Consider the following 16095-nt stretch of genomic DNA (forward strand, 5'->3'; position numbering starts at 1 on the left):
ACTTCGTAGTACGTCAGCACCCGCGACTACCCCTATACGCCGTGAAGCTTCGACCGGCCGATCGGACGGAACTGGTCACCCAGATCGATGTCATTGCGCACGATGAGACCATATGCCCCACGCAGCGCGATCTTCTCCGAACCAAGTCGGCCCATCAGAACCTTGACCTGCTTGTCCCAGGTGTCCGCGAGCTTCTTCAGGCCCGCTGCGGTATCCCACCCGTCGAAGCCCTTGACCGCGGTGTTGGTCGCCTCGTCAGCGTGCCCCGTGGATGTCTTCGTCTTGTGCTCGAGCTCATGTTCGATCGTGTTCGCAGCCGCGTTCTTCTCCGCCGGTGTGGACGCGAACGTCCCCGATCCCCCAGGCGCCAGCGGCCCCGCCGGAGCACCTGTGCCGTTCAACCGCATGTGCACCCGCTCATCGCCCGCACCAGAGCGCGACTGGCGCCACTCCTGGTCGAAATCCTCCATGCTGTGCCCTCCCCATCGGCCTCGTGATCATAGACATGGCAACTGCACACGTGCCAAGCTCGTTGTGGCCCGCCGCGGCTCGCCCGCACGGAGATCTGTTGCGCAGCGCCCGATCGCGTTGGCAACCCGCACCACCGCTCTGCCGGAGACTCAGTCGTGTGGCCGCACGCCGAGCCCGTCGCGGTGTGCCAGGCGGGAGAGGATCTCGGCGTACACGATCGCGAAAATGGTCACTATGACCGCCAGCGCGAGGACGCCCAGCAGCGCGGGTCACTGGCGCAGCGGGTCGCGGCACAGGCTGACCTCGGACGGCGGACCGACCAGCGGGCCTCGGCAGAGGGCTCCGTCCCCGAACTCGGGGCCGTAGTCGGCGAGCAAGAGGAAGGCGAACCATCCCCAGATCACCAGGGCCAGGAGCATCCACGCGATCGACCACGCCTCGATGCGGTGTGCTTGCTGACGCTCCTGCTCGGCATGCGCCGGTGCGGTATTGGCAGGATCGGGCGCTTGCTGGCCCGCACGTCGGCAGTCATCTCGCCCTCTTGGCCAACGGTGAACGGACTGCAGTTCATCACACCGAGCGGAGCCCAGTGCGGAATCGGCCTCTTCACCACCGACCCAGTTGCTGCAAGGCTGAGTTGACCTATGCAAGGGCCGCCGCAAAAGGATACGCAGAACGCATGAACTCCTACTGTGCGTGAACTCTGCGCCTACGCGCACCCTGGATCTGACCGACGAGATCACCGCCGAGCTGACCACGCTCGTCGGCTTCGACCAGGACCTCAGGGCCGAGGCGAGCAGGTGGTCGAACCTCCTGCCGCCTCAGGCCTCGAACGCCCCCACTACCCGCGCCCGCTCAAGACCCGCAAGCACCGCGTCGACCGTCTGCTCCACGGTCTGCCCGGTCGTGTCCAGCCAGAGCCCGATCCGCGGCGTCTCCTCCCGCAGCACCCGGTCCAGCGACTCGACCGTCCACCCGGCCCCATAACCGTTCTTGCCCCGCCCGGCCTCCCGCTCTGCAACGGCCCGCGGCGCGGGAGCGAGCACGACGACGTACAGCGGCCGGGTCCGTACGCGCTCGACGTACCCGGCCAACTCCTCCCCCAGCACCACGTCCTGCACCACCGCGGTCCAGCCCTCACCCGCGTACGCATCGGCCGTCATCGCGGACAACCGGTACCGGAGCCGGAGTTGGGCGGCGGCCTCCTCGTACGCCCCCGGCACCATCTCTGCCCGCCCGGACACCACCATCCGCCGGAAGACATCCCCCCGCACATGGACAGCCCGCGGCAGCCGCTCGGCGAGGGCCTGGGCAACGGTGGACTTCCCGGAGGCCATCACGCCGGTGATGAGGACGACGGCGGGGCCGGGATCAGCAGCTCGCAACACGTTCGCGGTCAGCCCGCGACGGCGCCGGCCAGGAAAGCGGTCCAGGCGGCGGAGGAGACGGCGAAGGTGGGGCCGTCCGTGACCTTGGAGTCACGGACGTGGACGGTGTGGGGGCAAGTGGCGACTTCGACGCAGGCCTCGCCCTCGTTGTTGCTGTAGCTGGACTTGCGCCAGTCGTAGGCGACTTCGACGCAGGCGCCGCCCTCGTTGTTGCTGTAGCTGGACGTGAACCAGGTGAGCTCGGGCCCGGTGGTCACAGTTGCCTCGCCTTCGTTTCGATGATCTCCGCCGACTTCCAGGGGTTGAGCGCCTGGGCCCGCAGGATGCCGAAGAGATCGAACGTGTCGCCCACCTGCTCCGGCCTGGCGATCAACCTACCGCCGCCCTGGCTCTCCGCGAAGACCAGATTGCGGCCTTCCGCCGTACACATCAACTGCATGGGCCCGTTCAACCCCGCGTGGGTGTGCTGATCCGAGGGCATCACCTGCACGGTGAGATGGTTCATCCGCCGCATGCACTCCAGCAGATGCAGCAACTGCTCCTTCAGCACCTCCGCGCCGCCGAGCGTCCGGTCCAGGACCGACTCCTCGATGACGAACCCGACGTACGGCGGCGGCGTGCGCATCAGCACCGCCTGCCGTTCCAGCCGTGCCTCGACGTGCCGGACGATCTCGTCCTCGGTGTACGCGGGTTTGCGCGCCCGGTAGAGGGCGTACGCGTACGCCTCCGTCTGGAGCAGCCCCGGGATCAGCATCGTCTCGTACGCGCTGATGACCCGCGCCTGCCGTTCCAGCCGCGCCCAGTCCAGGAACTTCGCCGGGTACTTCTCCTCATCGACCAGCTCGATGCACGCCTTCAGCGCACCGCCCGCGACGAAGACCCGGTCCGCGTCGGCCAGCAGCTCCAGCGACGGAATGCGCTCAGCCCGCTCGACCGCCCCCATCAGCGACTCCGAGATCAACAGCTTGTCCGCCGCGTCCTTCTGCGTGAGCCCGGCTCGCACCCGATGAATACGGATCAGTTCGCCCACGAGCCGCCTCACCTGCGACGGTTCACCACTCGTCCCCACAGCCACCACCACCCTCCCCACATCACGTCGATGTGGACCGTGTCCTCCTGGTCACGCTACGCAGCCATCGGAATCCTTGGGGTCATGACGAGCAAGAGACTCCCCGAATGGGTACCCGCGGTCGGACACCAACTCCACCTGACCGGCATCCACTTCGATGCCATCCGGCTGCGGGGCGTACGGGGCGAGGCAGTGCTGCAGCACCTCGGGACGCTCACCGAAGGCGAACCGGGCCCGGTCGTACGGGAGATCGCGGGCGCCCGGTGGACGTACTTCCTGATCCCGCCCGGGTCGAGCAAGGAGTACGACTGGCCTCCGGGCGCCAGGTGCTTCGGGCCGGCTGCCCGGGACCAGTACGTGGGAATCCCCGCACCGGACGGCAACACCTACCCGCTGAGCTGGCGGTGCGGTGCACCGAGGGAAGGGGAGTTCGTGGACGTGGAGCTGCTGTACGGGCTGGTGATGGCACAGCTGGCGCCGGAGTAGGGGTGAGGCGCGGAGATATCCACGCTCACCGCTGCGTCACCGCCTTGGTGGGGCTCACCCAGCCGAGATGGCCACCGGCCAGGGGGCGTCGAGCCCTTCGGAGGATCGAGACCCAGGCGAGTGTCCTCGACGATCAGGCAGTACAGACTGCCTCTTGTCCCGCCGCTCGCGTTGGCACGGTTGACGTGGCATGTCCGGGCAGAGTCACGCGGCTCCGCAGCCGCCTGATGACGCTGGTCGGAGAAACCGACGCTGCGGGGCCGACGGGATGCTGCCGGAGTCATCGCCGACCGGGGCCACTGCGCCCTTCGTCGACCCGCGCAAGCCGCTTGAGTAGGCCCTCTTGGCCTCTCTCCGTCACTTGAGACGAGGATCTTCCTCGATCACGACATCTGCCTCAGGCAAAATGATGTCATTCTTGCAGTTCAGCTGCGCAGTAACCTTCTCGGCTGAGGCATTCAGCAACCGCACCCTGGACTGCTCGCTGAGCCCAACGGGGTCGGAAATCACAGCCCTGAGGAGATACGGCCCCTTGCCCGGCTCCACCAGATCAGGCCTCTGGCAGTCGACGAACAACCGGGAAAGCTGAGAACCGTCCAGTTGATACGCCGCGGAAGTCCCCTTCACTCGCCCCGTCCCCGGCATATTCTCGAGCGTTCCATGCCACCACTCGAACCAAATCCTCAGATCCCTTGTACTGCTGGCTTTCTTTTTGAGGACACAGCTGGGATTTATCGTGTATCTTCTATTCATTCCTCTGGAGAGAACTTCTGCCACTCCCGAAGAAGTTCCGTAGACATCACCTTTGGACGGCGATTGCCAGCTGACCCGATCAGAGCCCAGGATCTTCTCCGCCTCACCACGGGTCTCCGGGTCGAATATCCCCTCACAAACGTCGGACAGAAGCGTCATTGAATCCGAATGGCGAGGCTTACTCGTCTCGTCACTTTGATTTCCACACGCAGTAAGAACGGCGCACGCCATCACGGCCGCCAGGACTGCACCACCAACAGGACAGCGTCTACTCATACTCAGTCCGCATCTGTCTGGTCGGCTTCGGTATCACCACTGCCATATCTGTTTTCCATTGTGGCAGCTACTTCGTTATGCCAACTGGTGCCATCCACCTCAGGATGCACCGCAATGTATGCGTCGAGAGGAGACATAGCCTGCCGCTGACCAACCGCCACCAAATCTCGCTTGTCCGACTCTTCCTTGCGGTCGAAATCTGCCTCCCGCTTCGCCAGTTCGCGATCGATAGCGATTCCCTGATCGGTTTCAACAGCACCACCCGCACCCTCGATAATCATGGGTACGGCAATCTGCGCCACCGCAGCCGCTCCAGTCGCCGCAGCAGGGCCGCCGAAGGGGAGCGTCGCCAGCCCAACACCGACGCTCGCACTTTGGCTGATCCCAAACTTCTTCCACTCAGCCGCTTCCGCCATCTTACGATTGGCTTCGTCTGTCTTCTCACCGTAGTCGTGATTGATCTCAGTGATGCGAGCCTGGTCAAGGATTCCATGCGTCTTGGCGCCTGCTTCAAGGATCAGCTTGAGTTCATCATCCGGCACCGGGTGTGCCTTGAGTCCACTGACCGTGTACTGCTGTTGAGCCTGCGAGAGGATCTCGTAGTTTCCCTCGTGCTGACCAACCGACTGGAGGAAGCTCAACGCACTCGCGTTTTTCACAAAAATGTGCCCCTTGCCGGAATGACCGAATGCTGCATCCCGGAGGTCTTGCCCACCCTCACTGTCGCCAAAATTAGACACAGACCAGTTCAGATCATCCATGTAACCGGCGCCCATCTTGGCCAGGCTGTTGCCGATGCCGGGCTTGTCCGCAACAAACCCATGGTCGCCCCCGACAATCCTCACGACCTGCTCCATGACGTTCGCCGTCGTGTCATCCCGGCGGAGTCCTAGTTGCGGTTGGTCGTACGGCACACCCAACGTCGCCGCTTCCAGAGCGTGGCCCAGCTCGTCATATCCGTAACCACGCTTGTTCCCGACCAGATAGTTTCCGTTCGGCCACTCCCGGTCCTTGAGCAGGTACTGAAGGTCAGGGTCGATCTTGTCCTTCTGCTGCCAGCCCTCGGAGTAGAACATCGCCTTCGCCGCGTCCGGGTTGTGCCCAAGCGCATCCATGTATCCGGCCATGGGGTCCAGGCCGTGGTCAGTTCCCGGACCGAAGTTTAGATATGTCTCGTACCCATCCGGCTGCCACAGAGATTTGAGTTTGGTGCCCTTGTGGTCCTGCTCGAAATCGATCAGGCTTCGACCGTAGTCGGTGAGAAATCCCTTTTCATACTCGCCTGTTCGCATCAGGCTGCTCATCACCTGGTAGCCGTACGGGCCGTCGCTGACGGTCCCCGCGTCCATGTCGACCATTCGGACACGGTCGTCGCCGAGAGCCACCATCTGCTTCTTCCAGCGCTCCATGGCGGCACTGTCGGAGTGAGTGGCGGTGGCCAGGGTCTGGCTCAGTGACTTCTGGATCTCAGCGGATATCTTGGTCCGCTCGTCGCCGGTCTGCCTGCGGTCCGCGATCCTCGTCCAGAACTCCAGCGTCCCCTTGGGACCGAGTCGAGTTGCGAACTGCGCAGTGAAGTATGGATCGCCCTCGTGCTTCTTCAGAAGGTTGTTGATCCGTGTGAGCGTCTTGACGTCCGGGGTCTTCTGGGCTGACGCAAGCTCTGTCAGAGCAGCCAGGTCCTTCTCCGCTGCTTCTCTTCCCTGCTTTGCGGCCTTGATGCTGTGGTACGTGTGCGAGTTAAAGCCGCGATCACGGCCGTTGCCGTCCTGCGAGAGAACCCAGCTCAGGATGGAGTCGGCCTCGTCGGCGGCGGTCAGGCAAGACCCGATGCTCTCGCGGTAAGCGACAATGGACTCCTGGTACCCCTTCCGGAGTACGGCCAGATTGTCCACCGGAGCATCGGCCGGCGCATCGAACCAGACCTCGCCGTCCGGCTTGATCGACAGGTACTTGTCCTGCTCGATCTGCTCGCGCAGCCGCTTGAGTTTCTGCTGCGACGACTTGAAGACGTGAAGCGCGTCACCGAGCAGCAGATGTATGTCCGTGGCCTCTTCGGCCGCGGAATCAATCTGCCTCTTCACCTTGCCGAGCTTGGTCCGCGCTGCGTTGGCCGCTTCGCCCTCCCAGTCGTAGTCCCACAGCCCCTTCTCGACGGTGCTCTCGTACTTCCGCGCGATGGTCTTGAACTGACTGGGCAGGTTGCGCCACTTCACCACCGCTTCCGAGAGCGGGGCGAGGTCCACGTGGAGAAGATTCTCGTACGTCAGCACGCCGGATCTCCTACCTCCTGCGCCGTCACTTCAGATCTCGATCCTTTTTGGACGCCCGCTTGTGCCGGTCGGCTTGCTCCTGGTCCTCCGCCGCGAAGTCATCGGCGGTCGCTCGTAGGGCTCCTGACACGTCCTGCTCCAGCAGGCCATCGACGTACTTCATCTGGGCATTCCAGCGCGTCACAAAAACCTCGAATGCCGACCGCGACGCGAATCCCTTGAGGCTGGGGCCTACTTGCTTCGTTTCAGTCATCGTCCTGTTGTCAGCGTCCCGAAAGTCGCCCCGAACGATGTCGGCCTTACCCGCCCGCCTACGCAGCTCACTCCCGGTGATCTTCACCTTCTCCTTGGCTGCGGACGGGCCTACCCCAGGTGGAAGGCTGTTGAGCTGCATCGCCGTCTGCTGCCTTGCGGCCGCTTCAGCGCGCAGCTCAGCCCATTCTTCGCCGAACGACACCTTTGCCCCTGTTTCGGATCCTACCCAGACGCGTAGGTCGACTCGTTGCCAAAGTGAAGTCTCTTGGGTGGCCAACGACGCGAATGCCCTGAGCGAATTAAAGCTAGTTGAACCATGAGCGTCTGCAACAGCATGTTTGAGTCATTCCCGCAGGACTCTCACACCAGCACAACGCCTTGTCCGCAAGGTTCCTTTTACGAATTCATGAATAGGGGCCTTGCCTCTGAGGACCCCCGTAGGACGAGTTGGAGCCGGGGGGATCGGTCGGAGCGGGCCCGAAGGTCGGGTGCATGGCCTGAGGCTGGGGCTGGGGTTGCTGGTACGGGTTGGGGTGCGGAGGCTGGTGCGGGTACGCGGGCGGGGCGGCTGCGGCTGCGGCCTTGTGGCGGCGGGAGCGGATGGCCAGGGCGGCGGTCACCGCGCCGATGAGCGCGGCTACTCCGATACCGAGGCCGATCCAGAGACCCGTGTTACTGCTGCTGTCGTCAGATGCAGGCGCTGCCACAGCGGGCTTGTCATCGTTCACCGAGCCCCCGGCTACCTCGGAGGGCTTGGCGGAAGGACTGGGGCTGGGACTCTCGGCCGCTGCGAGATCGGGGAGCGGGTACACGTCGGCCGGACCGGGGTCGCCTGGGGTCTTGAGGGCGATGCGGGGGCGGACAGAGCCGTAGCCCACGTAGTCATTGCGCTTGGCACCGCTGGTCGGGCCGCCGGCCGTGTTCAGCATGACGCGGAGGACCTGGTTGTTCGTCCACTCAGGGTGCTTGGACCAGATGAGAGCGGCAGAGGCGGAGGCGATGGCGGTGGCGTCGCTGGTTCCGCTCGTCTTGCACAACTGCGTTCCGCCTGCGCACGGGTGGACCATATGGATGCCCGGGGCCGTGAAGTCGATCTGCGGCCCGTACTGGGACTCGGCAGTCTTCTTCCCGTTCTGGTCGATGGCACCGACACCGACAACACCAGGCGTTCCGACTGGGTATTCGAGCATGTTGGATCCATTACCGCTGTTGCCGGCGGCAGCGAAGATCAACGATCCTTTATCGAGTGCGTACTTCACGGCATCCGTCAGTGCCTGCGAACCCGCTTGGGCGCCCAGGGAGATGTTAATGACCTTTGCGCCTCGGTCGACCGCGTACCGAATTGCCACGGGGGCGACCTTGTTGAATTCGGCGTCTCCCTCTACCTGAGTCCTGCCGAGTCCGGACTCGGGCATGCGGACCGGGAGAATCTTACTTCCTGGCGCGAGCCCGAATGCACCGTCTCCTCCGCCGCTCCGGCCCGTCCCCGCGATCAGTCCGGCCATGCTCGTGCCATGACCGTCATAATCGGTGTGCTCGTCACCTGCGACGTCCGGCGCCAAGTCCTTTCCTTTGAGCACCTGTCCGCCGAGGTCAGGATTCGATGGGTCCACACCACTGTCGAGCACGGCAACAATGACACCCTTGCCCGTACTCGTCTTCCACATTTCCTCGGCCTTCATGGCATCCAGGTGCCACTGCTTGGAACGGATGGTGTCGGCGGATGCGGGTACGGCGGCGCCACCCACCAGCAGGAGACCCAACGCAGCCGACATCATGGTGTGCCGTTGTGTAAGTCTCCTGCTTTTGGTGCGCATCCGGAATCCTTCGTGAGTTCTCTGTTGATCAGTTAATGACCGGCGGGACGATGCGTCGGCCACCCTGCTGCCAAGTCTCATCGTCCTCGACCAGGTAGTCCGGACGCTCGCCGCCCTCGTCACGCCCTTCCGTGTGCGTCCGAGAGCCACCGCCCCGTCCTGTCGGCAAACCTGACCCCCCAGGCGTGAACGGTCGCACAGCCGCACGACCCTGCTGCTGGCGTCCCCCGACCACGCCACCTGTCTCGCCGGCCAGACGACGGCTGCCGCCCGCTACGTTCGGCGAGACGCCGGGGCCGATCCCGCCACTCATGCCCGGGGCGCGTCCCACGGGCGTCGAGCCGCGGGGGTTCTCAGTGCCCATGACCGTCCCACGCGGAATACCGACCGCAGGTCGGCCCGAGGTCGGGGACACCACACGGCCGCCGGTGATCCCGGGCCCCACGGGGCGCCCCGTGGGCCCAGGAGCAGGCGGGTTCACCCCTGGGGCAGACACCGATGGACGTGGCAACCCGAGCGTTCTACCCCCTCCACTGGTGCGGGGCGGTGAGGAGGGGCTGACAGTAGGGACAGGTGGAAGTGTGCTCACAGTCGGCGGGAGAACGGTGTCCGACCTGGGTCCGGTCTGCGGCACCACCGGGTTGGCGGGCGGGGTGGACGGAGCGTCCGGCAGCACGGCCAGCCCGTCAATTCCCATGTCCACCGGTGCCGAGACCGAGGGCGGCACGAGGTGCGGGGTGGTACCCACCCGTCCCGAGGGCGCGGTCACACTGCCCGCTGCGCCAACGCCCTGTCCTTGCGCAGTGGCATACGCCGTGCCGCCTGCAGTCGAGCTACCTCCGGTTTCGCGGTAGACACTCCCGTCCTCTCCACCAAGACGCTGCCCGACGTCTTCCGGCGCGATGCCCCCCGGCATGGCTGGGAACACCGGCTTCTCCAGACCCTCCATCTGCGTCGACGAGAAGCTGTACGTCTGCGCCAGCTTCCGCATCTGCGCAGCCGCCTCTTGGCGGTTCTTCTCCCTCGACGCGATCAACGTCTCTGCTGACTTCTTCGCCACCGCCGAAGCGTCAGGATCGTTTCGTGCGGCGAGGGCGGCTTCCAGATTCGCCTGTGCGCCCGCCTCCGTCCGAGGAATCGACACCTGCGCCGACGCAATCGCGTTCGATGCCTCACCAAGCCACTTCGACGCGCCCTCGCTGTAATCCCCCAGCCGCAGCGTCGCATTGGCCAGGTCCGCGCTCCACGTACGGAATGCGTCGGCTCCTTCGCCCTTCCACTCCACCCACTGCGGACGGACTTTCAGCTCCTCGGCGATCTTACGGATCTCCGACGCGGCGCTCTTCAGACGGTCAGCGGCCCCCTGGATCTCACCGCTGTGGGCCTGGTCCAGCCACTTCAGCATTTCCTCGTGAGTTTTTTTGTCAAAATCCGTACCCATGACGCCGCCTCTCTCCCCGTCTTCGTCCTCGTCCCAGTCCATCGCGTGTGGTGAACAACTCCACCGACATCAATAGGCCTGGGTGCCAGACGTGTCCCCCGGATCCTCCGACGTGGCCGGAGGCTTGTAGGCGTTCTTCGCCGCAGCGTCCATCGCGGCCTGTTCGGCCTGGTGGTGGGTCTCCGTGCTGTGCTTGATCGCGAGCATGCGCTGACGGACGTCCAAGTCGACGGACTCGTAACCCTTGTGGGATCCGAGGACTGCGATGCTCATGCCCTCGATGGAGTCCGAAAGCAGCTGGGACAGCCCCTCCAGCTCCTTGATTACGGTGGAGTACGACTTGTAGAGGCCGTCCGCCTCTGTCCACTCCCCCTTGCCGCCGCCGAACCGCTCGCGCTCCATCGTGTCCTCGCCGACCTTCCCCGGCCCGGCCGGAGACGCCCTGAGGTCGCGCAGGAGACCGTCGATGCGGTCGCGGAACTTCGTGAACGACGACAGCTCGGTGACCAGTTCGCCCACGGCGCCCGGTGCCACCGCCCCCACCGCACCCATGCCACCCAGCACACCCAACGAATACGCCGAAGACTCCGCCCCCGGATCGCTCTGTCCCACAGCACCCTCCCCCGTTTAGCAACAGCCGATTGACGCTTCGACTTCAGCCTCGGGGTTCACCTTAGCCAGCACCGGTGACAGCGCGCACCTCCGGGTTGCAGGTGCAACCCGGATCACGCCATCCGTACAGGGCTCAGGACTTGGGGGCCGCCACCGCCGCCTGGGGCCTGATGGGGAGGCGGTTGATCGGGCGGCCGGTGGCGGCTCGTACTGCTGCGGCCACTGCTGCGGGGGAGGTCACCACGGGGATCGCGGAAGCCGGCTTGGCGCCGAAGGGGGCGACCACGTCGCGTTCTTCGATGAGTTTGACGATGCGAATGTCCGGTGCGTCCAGGGCGGTCGGGAGTGCGTAGCCGGTGAGGTCGGGGTGGCGGATCAGGCCGCGGGCGCTGCGGAGGTTCTCGGTGAGGGCGGCGCCGATGCCCTGGGTGATGCCCGCCTCGATACGGGTCGCCAGCTGGGACGGGTTGAGGACCCGGCCGACGTCCTGGGCGATCGCCATCTCCACGACCCGGACGGAGCCGAGTTCGATGTCGACGTCCACCACCGCGCGGATCGCGCAGAAGGCGAGGCCGACGAAGGCGTCGCCCTGGCCCGACTCGTCCAGGGGTTCGGTCGGGTGGGGGCGGCACTGGGCGGTGGCCCAGAGTTCCTTGCCGTGCATCTCTTCCGTGACGGTCGTGGACAACACCCCGTCGTACGAGGTGATCTTGCCGCCGGAGATCTGCAGCAGCTCCGTGGACATGCCGAACTTGTGGGCCAGGGGCTGGAGAAGCTGGGTGCGGACCATCTTGGCGGCGCGTTCCACCGCTCCTGCCGAGACCCAGGTGTGGCGGCCGTGCGCCGCCGGGCCCGCCGGGGGCTGGTCGGTGTCGACGGACGCTACGTGCACCTCTTCGATGCCCAGGGTCTCCTGGACCACCTGACGGGCGAGGGTCGAGAAGCCCTGGCCCGTTTCGACCGCGGCGCAGATGACCGTCGCGATGCCGTCGTGGACCCTGACCGTGGCCGTGGAGACCTCGTCGGCGCCCTCCGCCCCGAGCATGTGGACCATGCCCAGCGCATAGCCGACCCCTCGGCGCACCGCACCGGGCTCGCCCGCGCCCTCCGGACCGCCGGGGAGCAGCCAGTCGTCCTCCGGGGCGTCCTTGGGGAGGGCGGGGAGGGGAAAGTCCCGTACGGAGTCGAGGAGTTCGGCCACCGGTGCCGGGCAGGTCACCGTCTGGCCGGTGGGGAGGATGTCTCCGGTGGACAGGGCGTTACGGAGGCGCAGCTCGGCCGGGTCGATGCCCAGCTTGGCGGCCAGCTTGTCCATCTGGCCCTCGTACGCCGCGCAGACCTGCATCGCGCCCTCGCCGCGCACATGGCCCGACGGCGGGTTGTTCGTACGGACCGCCCAGCCCTCGATGAAGGCGTGCGGGACGACGTACGGGCCGCAGGCGAACGCGACCGCCGCGGCCAGCGACTCGGACGAGGCATCGGCGTACGGGCCCGCGTCGAGCAGGATCTGTGCCTCGACCTTCACCAGCCGGCCCTCGGCGTCCGCGTGGTGGCGGTAGCGGAGCAGCGTCGGGTGGCGGTGGGCGTGGCCGAGGAAGGACTCCTCGCGGGTGGCGGCCAGTTTGACCGGGCAGCCGGTGCGCAGGGCGAGCAGCCCGAGTGGGAGCTGGAAGCCGGGTTCCTCCCGGTCGCCGGTCGCGCCGGGGACGCCGGTGACGACGACCTTCACACGGTCCGGTTCGAGGCCGAAGCAGGCGGCGGCGAGATCGCGGTCGGTGTGCGGGTCGGTGGAGGCGGTGTAGATCTCCACTCCGCCGTCGGGGCGGGGCACGGCGAGCCCGGCCTCGGCACCGATCGGGGCCGGGTCCTGACGGCCGATGCGGTACAGGCCCTCGACGATGATCTCGCCGGTGGCATCCGGGTCGCCGTAGCGCAGCGGGATGTGGCGGATCAGATTGCCGTCGGGATGCAGCGGTTCGGCGGCGAAGGCCTTCTCCGGGTCGGTGACCGGTTCGAGGACCTCGTACTCGACGGCAATGGCCGCGGCGGCGAGCCGGGCCGTGTCGGGGTGGTCGGCGGCGACCGCGGCGATCGGCTCGCCGTGGTGGCGCACCAGGTCGGAGGCGAAGACGGGGCGGTCGACGACCCTGCGCCCGTACACGCTCTCCCCGGGTACGTCCTCGTGCGTGACGACGGCCCGTACCCCCGGCATCTCGACGGCGGCCGAGGTGTCGATGGACAGGATGCGGGCGTGCGGGTGCGGGGAGCGGAGGACGGCCGCCCACAGCAGGCCCTCGGCCCAGAGGTCGGCGGCGTACGGGAAGGTGCCCTCGGTCTTGGCACGCACGTCGGCGGGCGGAAGGGAGACGCCGAGGCCGAATGCGGGCGGCTCGGTGTCGGGGCCTACGACCGGCGGGGTGGTGATCCGTGTGCTGGTCGCGTTGGCAGCGGTGGCTGCGTCGTTGCTCACGCCATGCCTCCGTCCTGCAGGTGCGGCTGAACACTACCCGCGCCGGGGGCCGCCTGGTGCGGGATGCGGGCCTCGTCGGGCTCCGGGGACGAGGAGTCCGACGAGGCGGGGTCGTTGATCGCCTCGCGGCCCGCGATGACCTCGTTCACGGCGTCGAGGACGCCCCGGTAGCCGGAGCAGCGGCAGAGGTTGCCGCAGAGCGCCTGACGCGTCTCCAGTTCGCTGGGGGCGTGGTTGCCCTCCAGCAGGTCGTGGACGGTCATGGCCATGCCGGGGATGCAGAAGCCGCACTGGACGGCACCGCACTTGGCGAGGGCGCGCTGGACGTCCGACGGTTCGCCGTCCACGGCCAGGCCCTCGACCGTACGGACCTCGCTGCCGGCCGCGGTCGCCGCGGGGACCAGGCAGGAGGCGACCAGACGGCCGTCCACCTGGACGTTGCAGGCACCGCACTCGCCCTGCGAGCAGCCGTCCTTGGCACCGGCGAGACCGAGGCGCTCGCGGAGTACGTAGAGGAGCGACTCGCCGATCCAGGCATCGGTGACGGGGCGGTCGGCGCCGTTCACGTGCAGGATGTAGGAGACGGCGGGGTGCTCGCTGGGCAGCGGTGAGGCTTCCGGCGGGGTGTCCAGTGGTGGTGCGTCCGGAGCCGTGTCCGGGGCCGTGCCCGGCTCGGAGTCGGGTGCCGTGCCGGCCGGCGGCTCTGCCGGGTGGTGCTCGGGCGTGGCCTCCACCGGGTGCTCGGCCGGGGTGTCGGGCGCCGGAACGGTGTCGGGGGCCGGGGCGATGTCGACCGCCGGAACGGTGTCCGGGGCCGGGGCAGTGTCGGCCGCCGGGACGGTGTCCGGGGCCTGAACGGTGCCGGGGGCCGGGACCTGCGCGAGGTCCACCCCGAGAGCGGGGGTGTCTCCGGCAGCGGGTACGGGTACGTCCCCGGCCGCCGTCCTCGGTGCTGCCTCCGGGGCCTGGAGGGTGCTCTCTTCGTACGCGGACGCCTCCACCGCAGGTGCGGAATCGGCTCCCGGCGCGTGCTCCGGCTCGACGTCCGCTCCGGGTGCCGACTGTTCCACCGCGGGCTCGGGCTCGGGGTCCGCGACCGGCTGCTGGGTCGCCCACGGTGCGGGCGCACCGCCGGGCAGCGTGGCCGGCGGGGTCCGGTCCGCGTACCACTGGGAGGCCAGAGCCGACGCCGCGAACTCGCCGGACTCCTCCGGGAGGTCGCCGTCGGCGACCGGAATCGTCCACTGGCCGGTGTGGCCGGCGGGTTCGGCATGCCCACTGTGGCCGGGCTGACCACTGTGGCCGGGGTGACCACTGTGGCCGGACTGACCGCCGTGGCCGGACTGACCGCCGTGGCCGGACTGACCGCCGTGGTCGGACTGACCGCTGTGGTCGGCCGAAGCAGCGTGACCGGCCTGGCCGCTGTGGTCCGCGTAACCGCCGAACTCGGCGGACTCGGTGAAGTTCCACTGGCCCGTCGCGGCCGGCGTCTCCCGGTACTGCTCCTGCTGCGGGTACTCGTACCCGTAACTCGGCTGCTGCTGGTTCGGGTCCGGCCAGTGCACCGCGTCGGATGCCGGCTGCTCCGCTCCCGTACCCCGCTCCTGCTGGCTCTGTGTCTGCATGGCCCAGCTGCCCGCGGCCGTCGGGTCGAGCCCGGCCGCGGGGGTCAGCGGCAGGATCATCGGCGGTACGTAGCCATGGCCGGGCGCGGCCAGCGGGATGTCCGCCAGGTCCTCCGGCGGCAGGTGGACGAAGGCCGTCGCCTCGGCGTCGTACTCGCCGCCCTGCGGCGTCGGCTGCCAGCCCCCGTGCTGCAACTGCTCCCGCTGCCCGTGCTGATCGTTGTGGTTTTCGTTGCTCACGACAGTGCCCTCCCCAGCGCTCGTCGGGCCAGCGCGGCGACGGTTCGCCGCAGATGCAGTACGGCGGGGGGCAGCGGTGGCGCCTCTCCCCCGTCCGCGAGCGGTGCCTGGTCCGGGATGCAGGCCGCGGCGACGTACTCGCCGAAGGCGGCCAGCGCGTCGGGGGCCAGGCCCCGTTCGCCGTCCCAGTCGATCAGTGAGGCGATCCAGCGCTCGGCCTCCAGCGGCCGCAGCGGCATCGGTGCGATGGCGCCGACCGCGCAGCGCACTCCGCGCCGGGCCGGGTCGAGGACGACCGCGACGGATGCGGTGGCGCGGCCGGGACCGGTGCGGCCGGTGGCCTTCAGGAAGACCTGGGGGGCGTGCAGCAGCGGTACCCGGACGAAGCCGATCAGTTCGGCGGGTTCGAGCATGTCGCGGCCGGCCAGCAGGTGCGAGACCGGGATCTCGCGGCGGGCGCCGCCGGGGCCCGCGATGACGAGCTCGGCCTCCAGCGCGGCGAGCACCGGCAGGGCGTCACCGGTCGGGGCGGCGGTGGCGATGTTGCCGCCGAGTGTTCCGGCGTTACGGATCTGCGGCGGGCCCGCGGCGCGTGCGGACGCGGCCAGGGCGGGGATGAGGGCGGCGAAGTCGGGCCGCCCCATGCGTGCGTGGGTGAGTCCGGCGCCGAGCAGGGCGTGGCCGTCCTGGTAGTGCCAGCCGCGGAGCTCACTGATCCGGCCGAGGCCGACCAACCCCGAGGGGCGCAGCAGCCCCTTGTTGACGGCCGACATCAAGTCTGTACCGCCTGCCACAGGAACGGCGGCGGGCATGGCGCCCAGCGCCGCCACGGCCTCGTCGAGCGAGGCCGGCAGTGTCACGGACTGCGTCGCCTGCGGTGCGTGCGTGGTCAACCCAGCTGCCCCTTCCCGGTGTCCCG

The 16095-nt window shown here is 67.7% G+C and carries 15 protein-coding genes; 1 reads left to right on the top strand and 14 read right to left on the bottom strand.

Going from position 1 to position 16095, the window contains the following annotated elements; translation table 11 throughout:
* Positions 1–32: 32 nt before the first annotated feature.
* The 5 genes from IEZ15_RS23095 to IEZ15_RS23115 all read right to left on the bottom strand — a co-directional run bounded on the left by IEZ15_RS23095 (position 33) and on the right by IEZ15_RS23115 (position 2889).
* On the bottom strand, positions 33–470 hold the full coding sequence (locus IEZ15_RS23095) for a hypothetical protein (protein WP_189279176.1): 438 nt from the start codon (positions 468–470) through the stop codon (positions 33–35).
* Between the two features lie 270 nt (positions 471–740).
* Positions 741–890: a hypothetical protein gene (locus tag IEZ15_RS23100; protein ID WP_189279177.1), complete on the bottom strand. Its 150-nt coding sequence runs from the start codon at positions 888–890 to the stop codon at positions 741–743.
* A gap of 402 nt (positions 891–1292) precedes the next feature.
* On the bottom strand, positions 1293–1856 hold the full coding sequence (locus tag IEZ15_RS23105; RefSeq protein ID WP_373302602.1) for an AAA family ATPase: 564 nt from the start codon (positions 1854–1856) through the stop codon (positions 1293–1295).
* Between the two features lie 11 nt (positions 1857–1867).
* On the bottom strand, positions 1868–2116 hold the full coding sequence (locus tag IEZ15_RS23110) for a DUF397 domain-containing protein (RefSeq protein ID WP_189279178.1): 249 nt from the start codon (positions 2114–2116) through the stop codon (positions 1868–1870).
* Entirely contained in the window at positions 2113–2889 is a 777-nt protein-coding gene (locus IEZ15_RS23115; protein WP_189279179.1) for a helix-turn-helix domain-containing protein, read from the bottom strand. The genes IEZ15_RS23110 and IEZ15_RS23115 overlap by 4 nt, the downstream gene beginning before the upstream one ends.
* A gap of 123 nt (positions 2890–3012) precedes the next feature.
* On the opposite strand from IEZ15_RS23115, the gene IEZ15_RS23120 reads away from it, so the two are divergent.
* Positions 3013–3414: a hypothetical protein gene (locus IEZ15_RS23120; RefSeq protein WP_189279180.1), complete on the top strand. Its 402-nt coding sequence runs from the start codon at positions 3013–3015 to the stop codon at positions 3412–3414.
* Between the two features lie 357 nt (positions 3415–3771).
* On the opposite strand, the gene IEZ15_RS23125 is transcribed toward IEZ15_RS23120, so the two are convergent.
* From IEZ15_RS23125 to IEZ15_RS23165, 9 genes are all read right to left on the bottom strand, one after another.
* On the bottom strand, positions 3772–4326 hold the full coding sequence (locus IEZ15_RS23125) for a hypothetical protein (RefSeq protein WP_189279181.1): 555 nt from the start codon (positions 4324–4326) through the stop codon (positions 3772–3774).
* 119 nt (positions 4327–4445) lie between these two features.
* On the bottom strand, positions 4446–6716 hold the full coding sequence (locus tag IEZ15_RS23130) for a DUF6571 family protein (RefSeq protein ID WP_189279182.1): 2271 nt from the start codon (positions 6714–6716) through the stop codon (positions 4446–4448).
* A gap of 25 nt (positions 6717–6741) precedes the next feature.
* Positions 6742–7173 carry a hypothetical protein gene (locus IEZ15_RS23135; RefSeq protein ID WP_189279183.1) on the bottom strand — a complete coding sequence of 144 codons (432 nt, stop codon included), beginning with the start codon at positions 7171–7173 and terminating at the stop codon, positions 6742–6744.
* Between the two features lie 202 nt (positions 7174–7375).
* Positions 7376–8788, bottom strand: a complete 1413-nt coding sequence (gene mycP / locus IEZ15_RS23140; RefSeq protein ID WP_189279227.1) for a type VII secretion-associated serine protease mycosin — start codon at positions 8786–8788, stop codon at positions 7376–7378.
* A gap of 28 nt (positions 8789–8816) precedes the next feature.
* A complete protein-coding gene (locus tag IEZ15_RS23145; RefSeq protein WP_189279184.1) occupies positions 8817–10271 on the bottom strand; it encodes a WXG100 family type VII secretion target in 1455 nt (484 codons plus the stop codon).
* A 27-nt stretch (positions 10272–10298) separates the two neighbouring features.
* Positions 10299–10841, bottom strand: a complete 543-nt coding sequence (locus IEZ15_RS23150) for a hypothetical protein (protein ID WP_189279185.1) — start codon at positions 10839–10841, stop codon at positions 10299–10301.
* Between the two features lie 133 nt (positions 10842–10974).
* Positions 10975–13311 carry a xanthine dehydrogenase family protein molybdopterin-binding subunit gene (locus IEZ15_RS23155; RefSeq protein WP_114244792.1) on the bottom strand — a complete coding sequence of 779 codons (2337 nt, stop codon included), beginning with the start codon at positions 13309–13311 and terminating at the stop codon, positions 10975–10977.
* Entirely contained in the window at positions 13308–15176 is a 1869-nt protein-coding gene (locus IEZ15_RS23160; protein WP_189279186.1) for a 2Fe-2S iron-sulfur cluster-binding protein, read from the bottom strand. The genes IEZ15_RS23155 and IEZ15_RS23160 overlap by 4 nt, the downstream gene beginning before the upstream one ends.
* Positions 15173–16069, bottom strand: a complete 897-nt coding sequence (locus IEZ15_RS23165; RefSeq protein WP_114244794.1) for an FAD binding domain-containing protein — start codon at positions 16067–16069, stop codon at positions 15173–15175. The genes IEZ15_RS23160 and IEZ15_RS23165 overlap by 4 nt, the downstream gene beginning before the upstream one ends.
* Between the last annotated feature and the right edge of the window lie 26 nt (positions 16070–16095).

Origin of the sequence: Streptomyces atratus (assembly GCF_014648655.1) — a bacterium.
Taxonomy (GTDB): Bacteria; Actinomycetota; Actinomycetes; order Streptomycetales; family Streptomycetaceae; genus Streptomyces; species Streptomyces atratus.

What these genes read in the sequence shown, in the direction of transcription:
- IEZ15_RS23095 (WP_189279176.1), bottom strand. Translation starts at nt 470, where the DNA reads ATGGAGGATTTCGACCAGGAGTGGCGCCAGTCGCGCTCTGGTGCGGGC.
- IEZ15_RS23100 (WP_189279177.1), bottom strand. Translation starts at nt 890, where the DNA reads ATGCTCCTGGCCCTGGTGATCTGGGGATGGTTCGCCTTCCTCTTGCTC.
- IEZ15_RS23120 (WP_189279180.1), top strand. Translation starts at nt 3,013, where the DNA reads ATGACGAGCAAGAGACTCCCCGAATGGGTACCCGCGGTCGGACACCAA.
- IEZ15_RS23125 (WP_189279181.1), bottom strand. Translation starts at nt 4,326, where the DNA reads ATGACGCTTCTGTCCGACGTTTGTGAGGGGATATTCGACCCGGAGACC.
- mycP (WP_189279227.1), bottom strand. Translation starts at nt 8,788, where the DNA reads ATGCGCACCAAAAGCAGGAGACTTACACAACGGCACACCATGATGTCG.
- IEZ15_RS23145 (WP_189279184.1), bottom strand. Translation starts at nt 10,271, where the DNA reads ATGGACTGGGACGAGGACGAAGACGGGGAGAGAGGCGGCGTCATGGGT.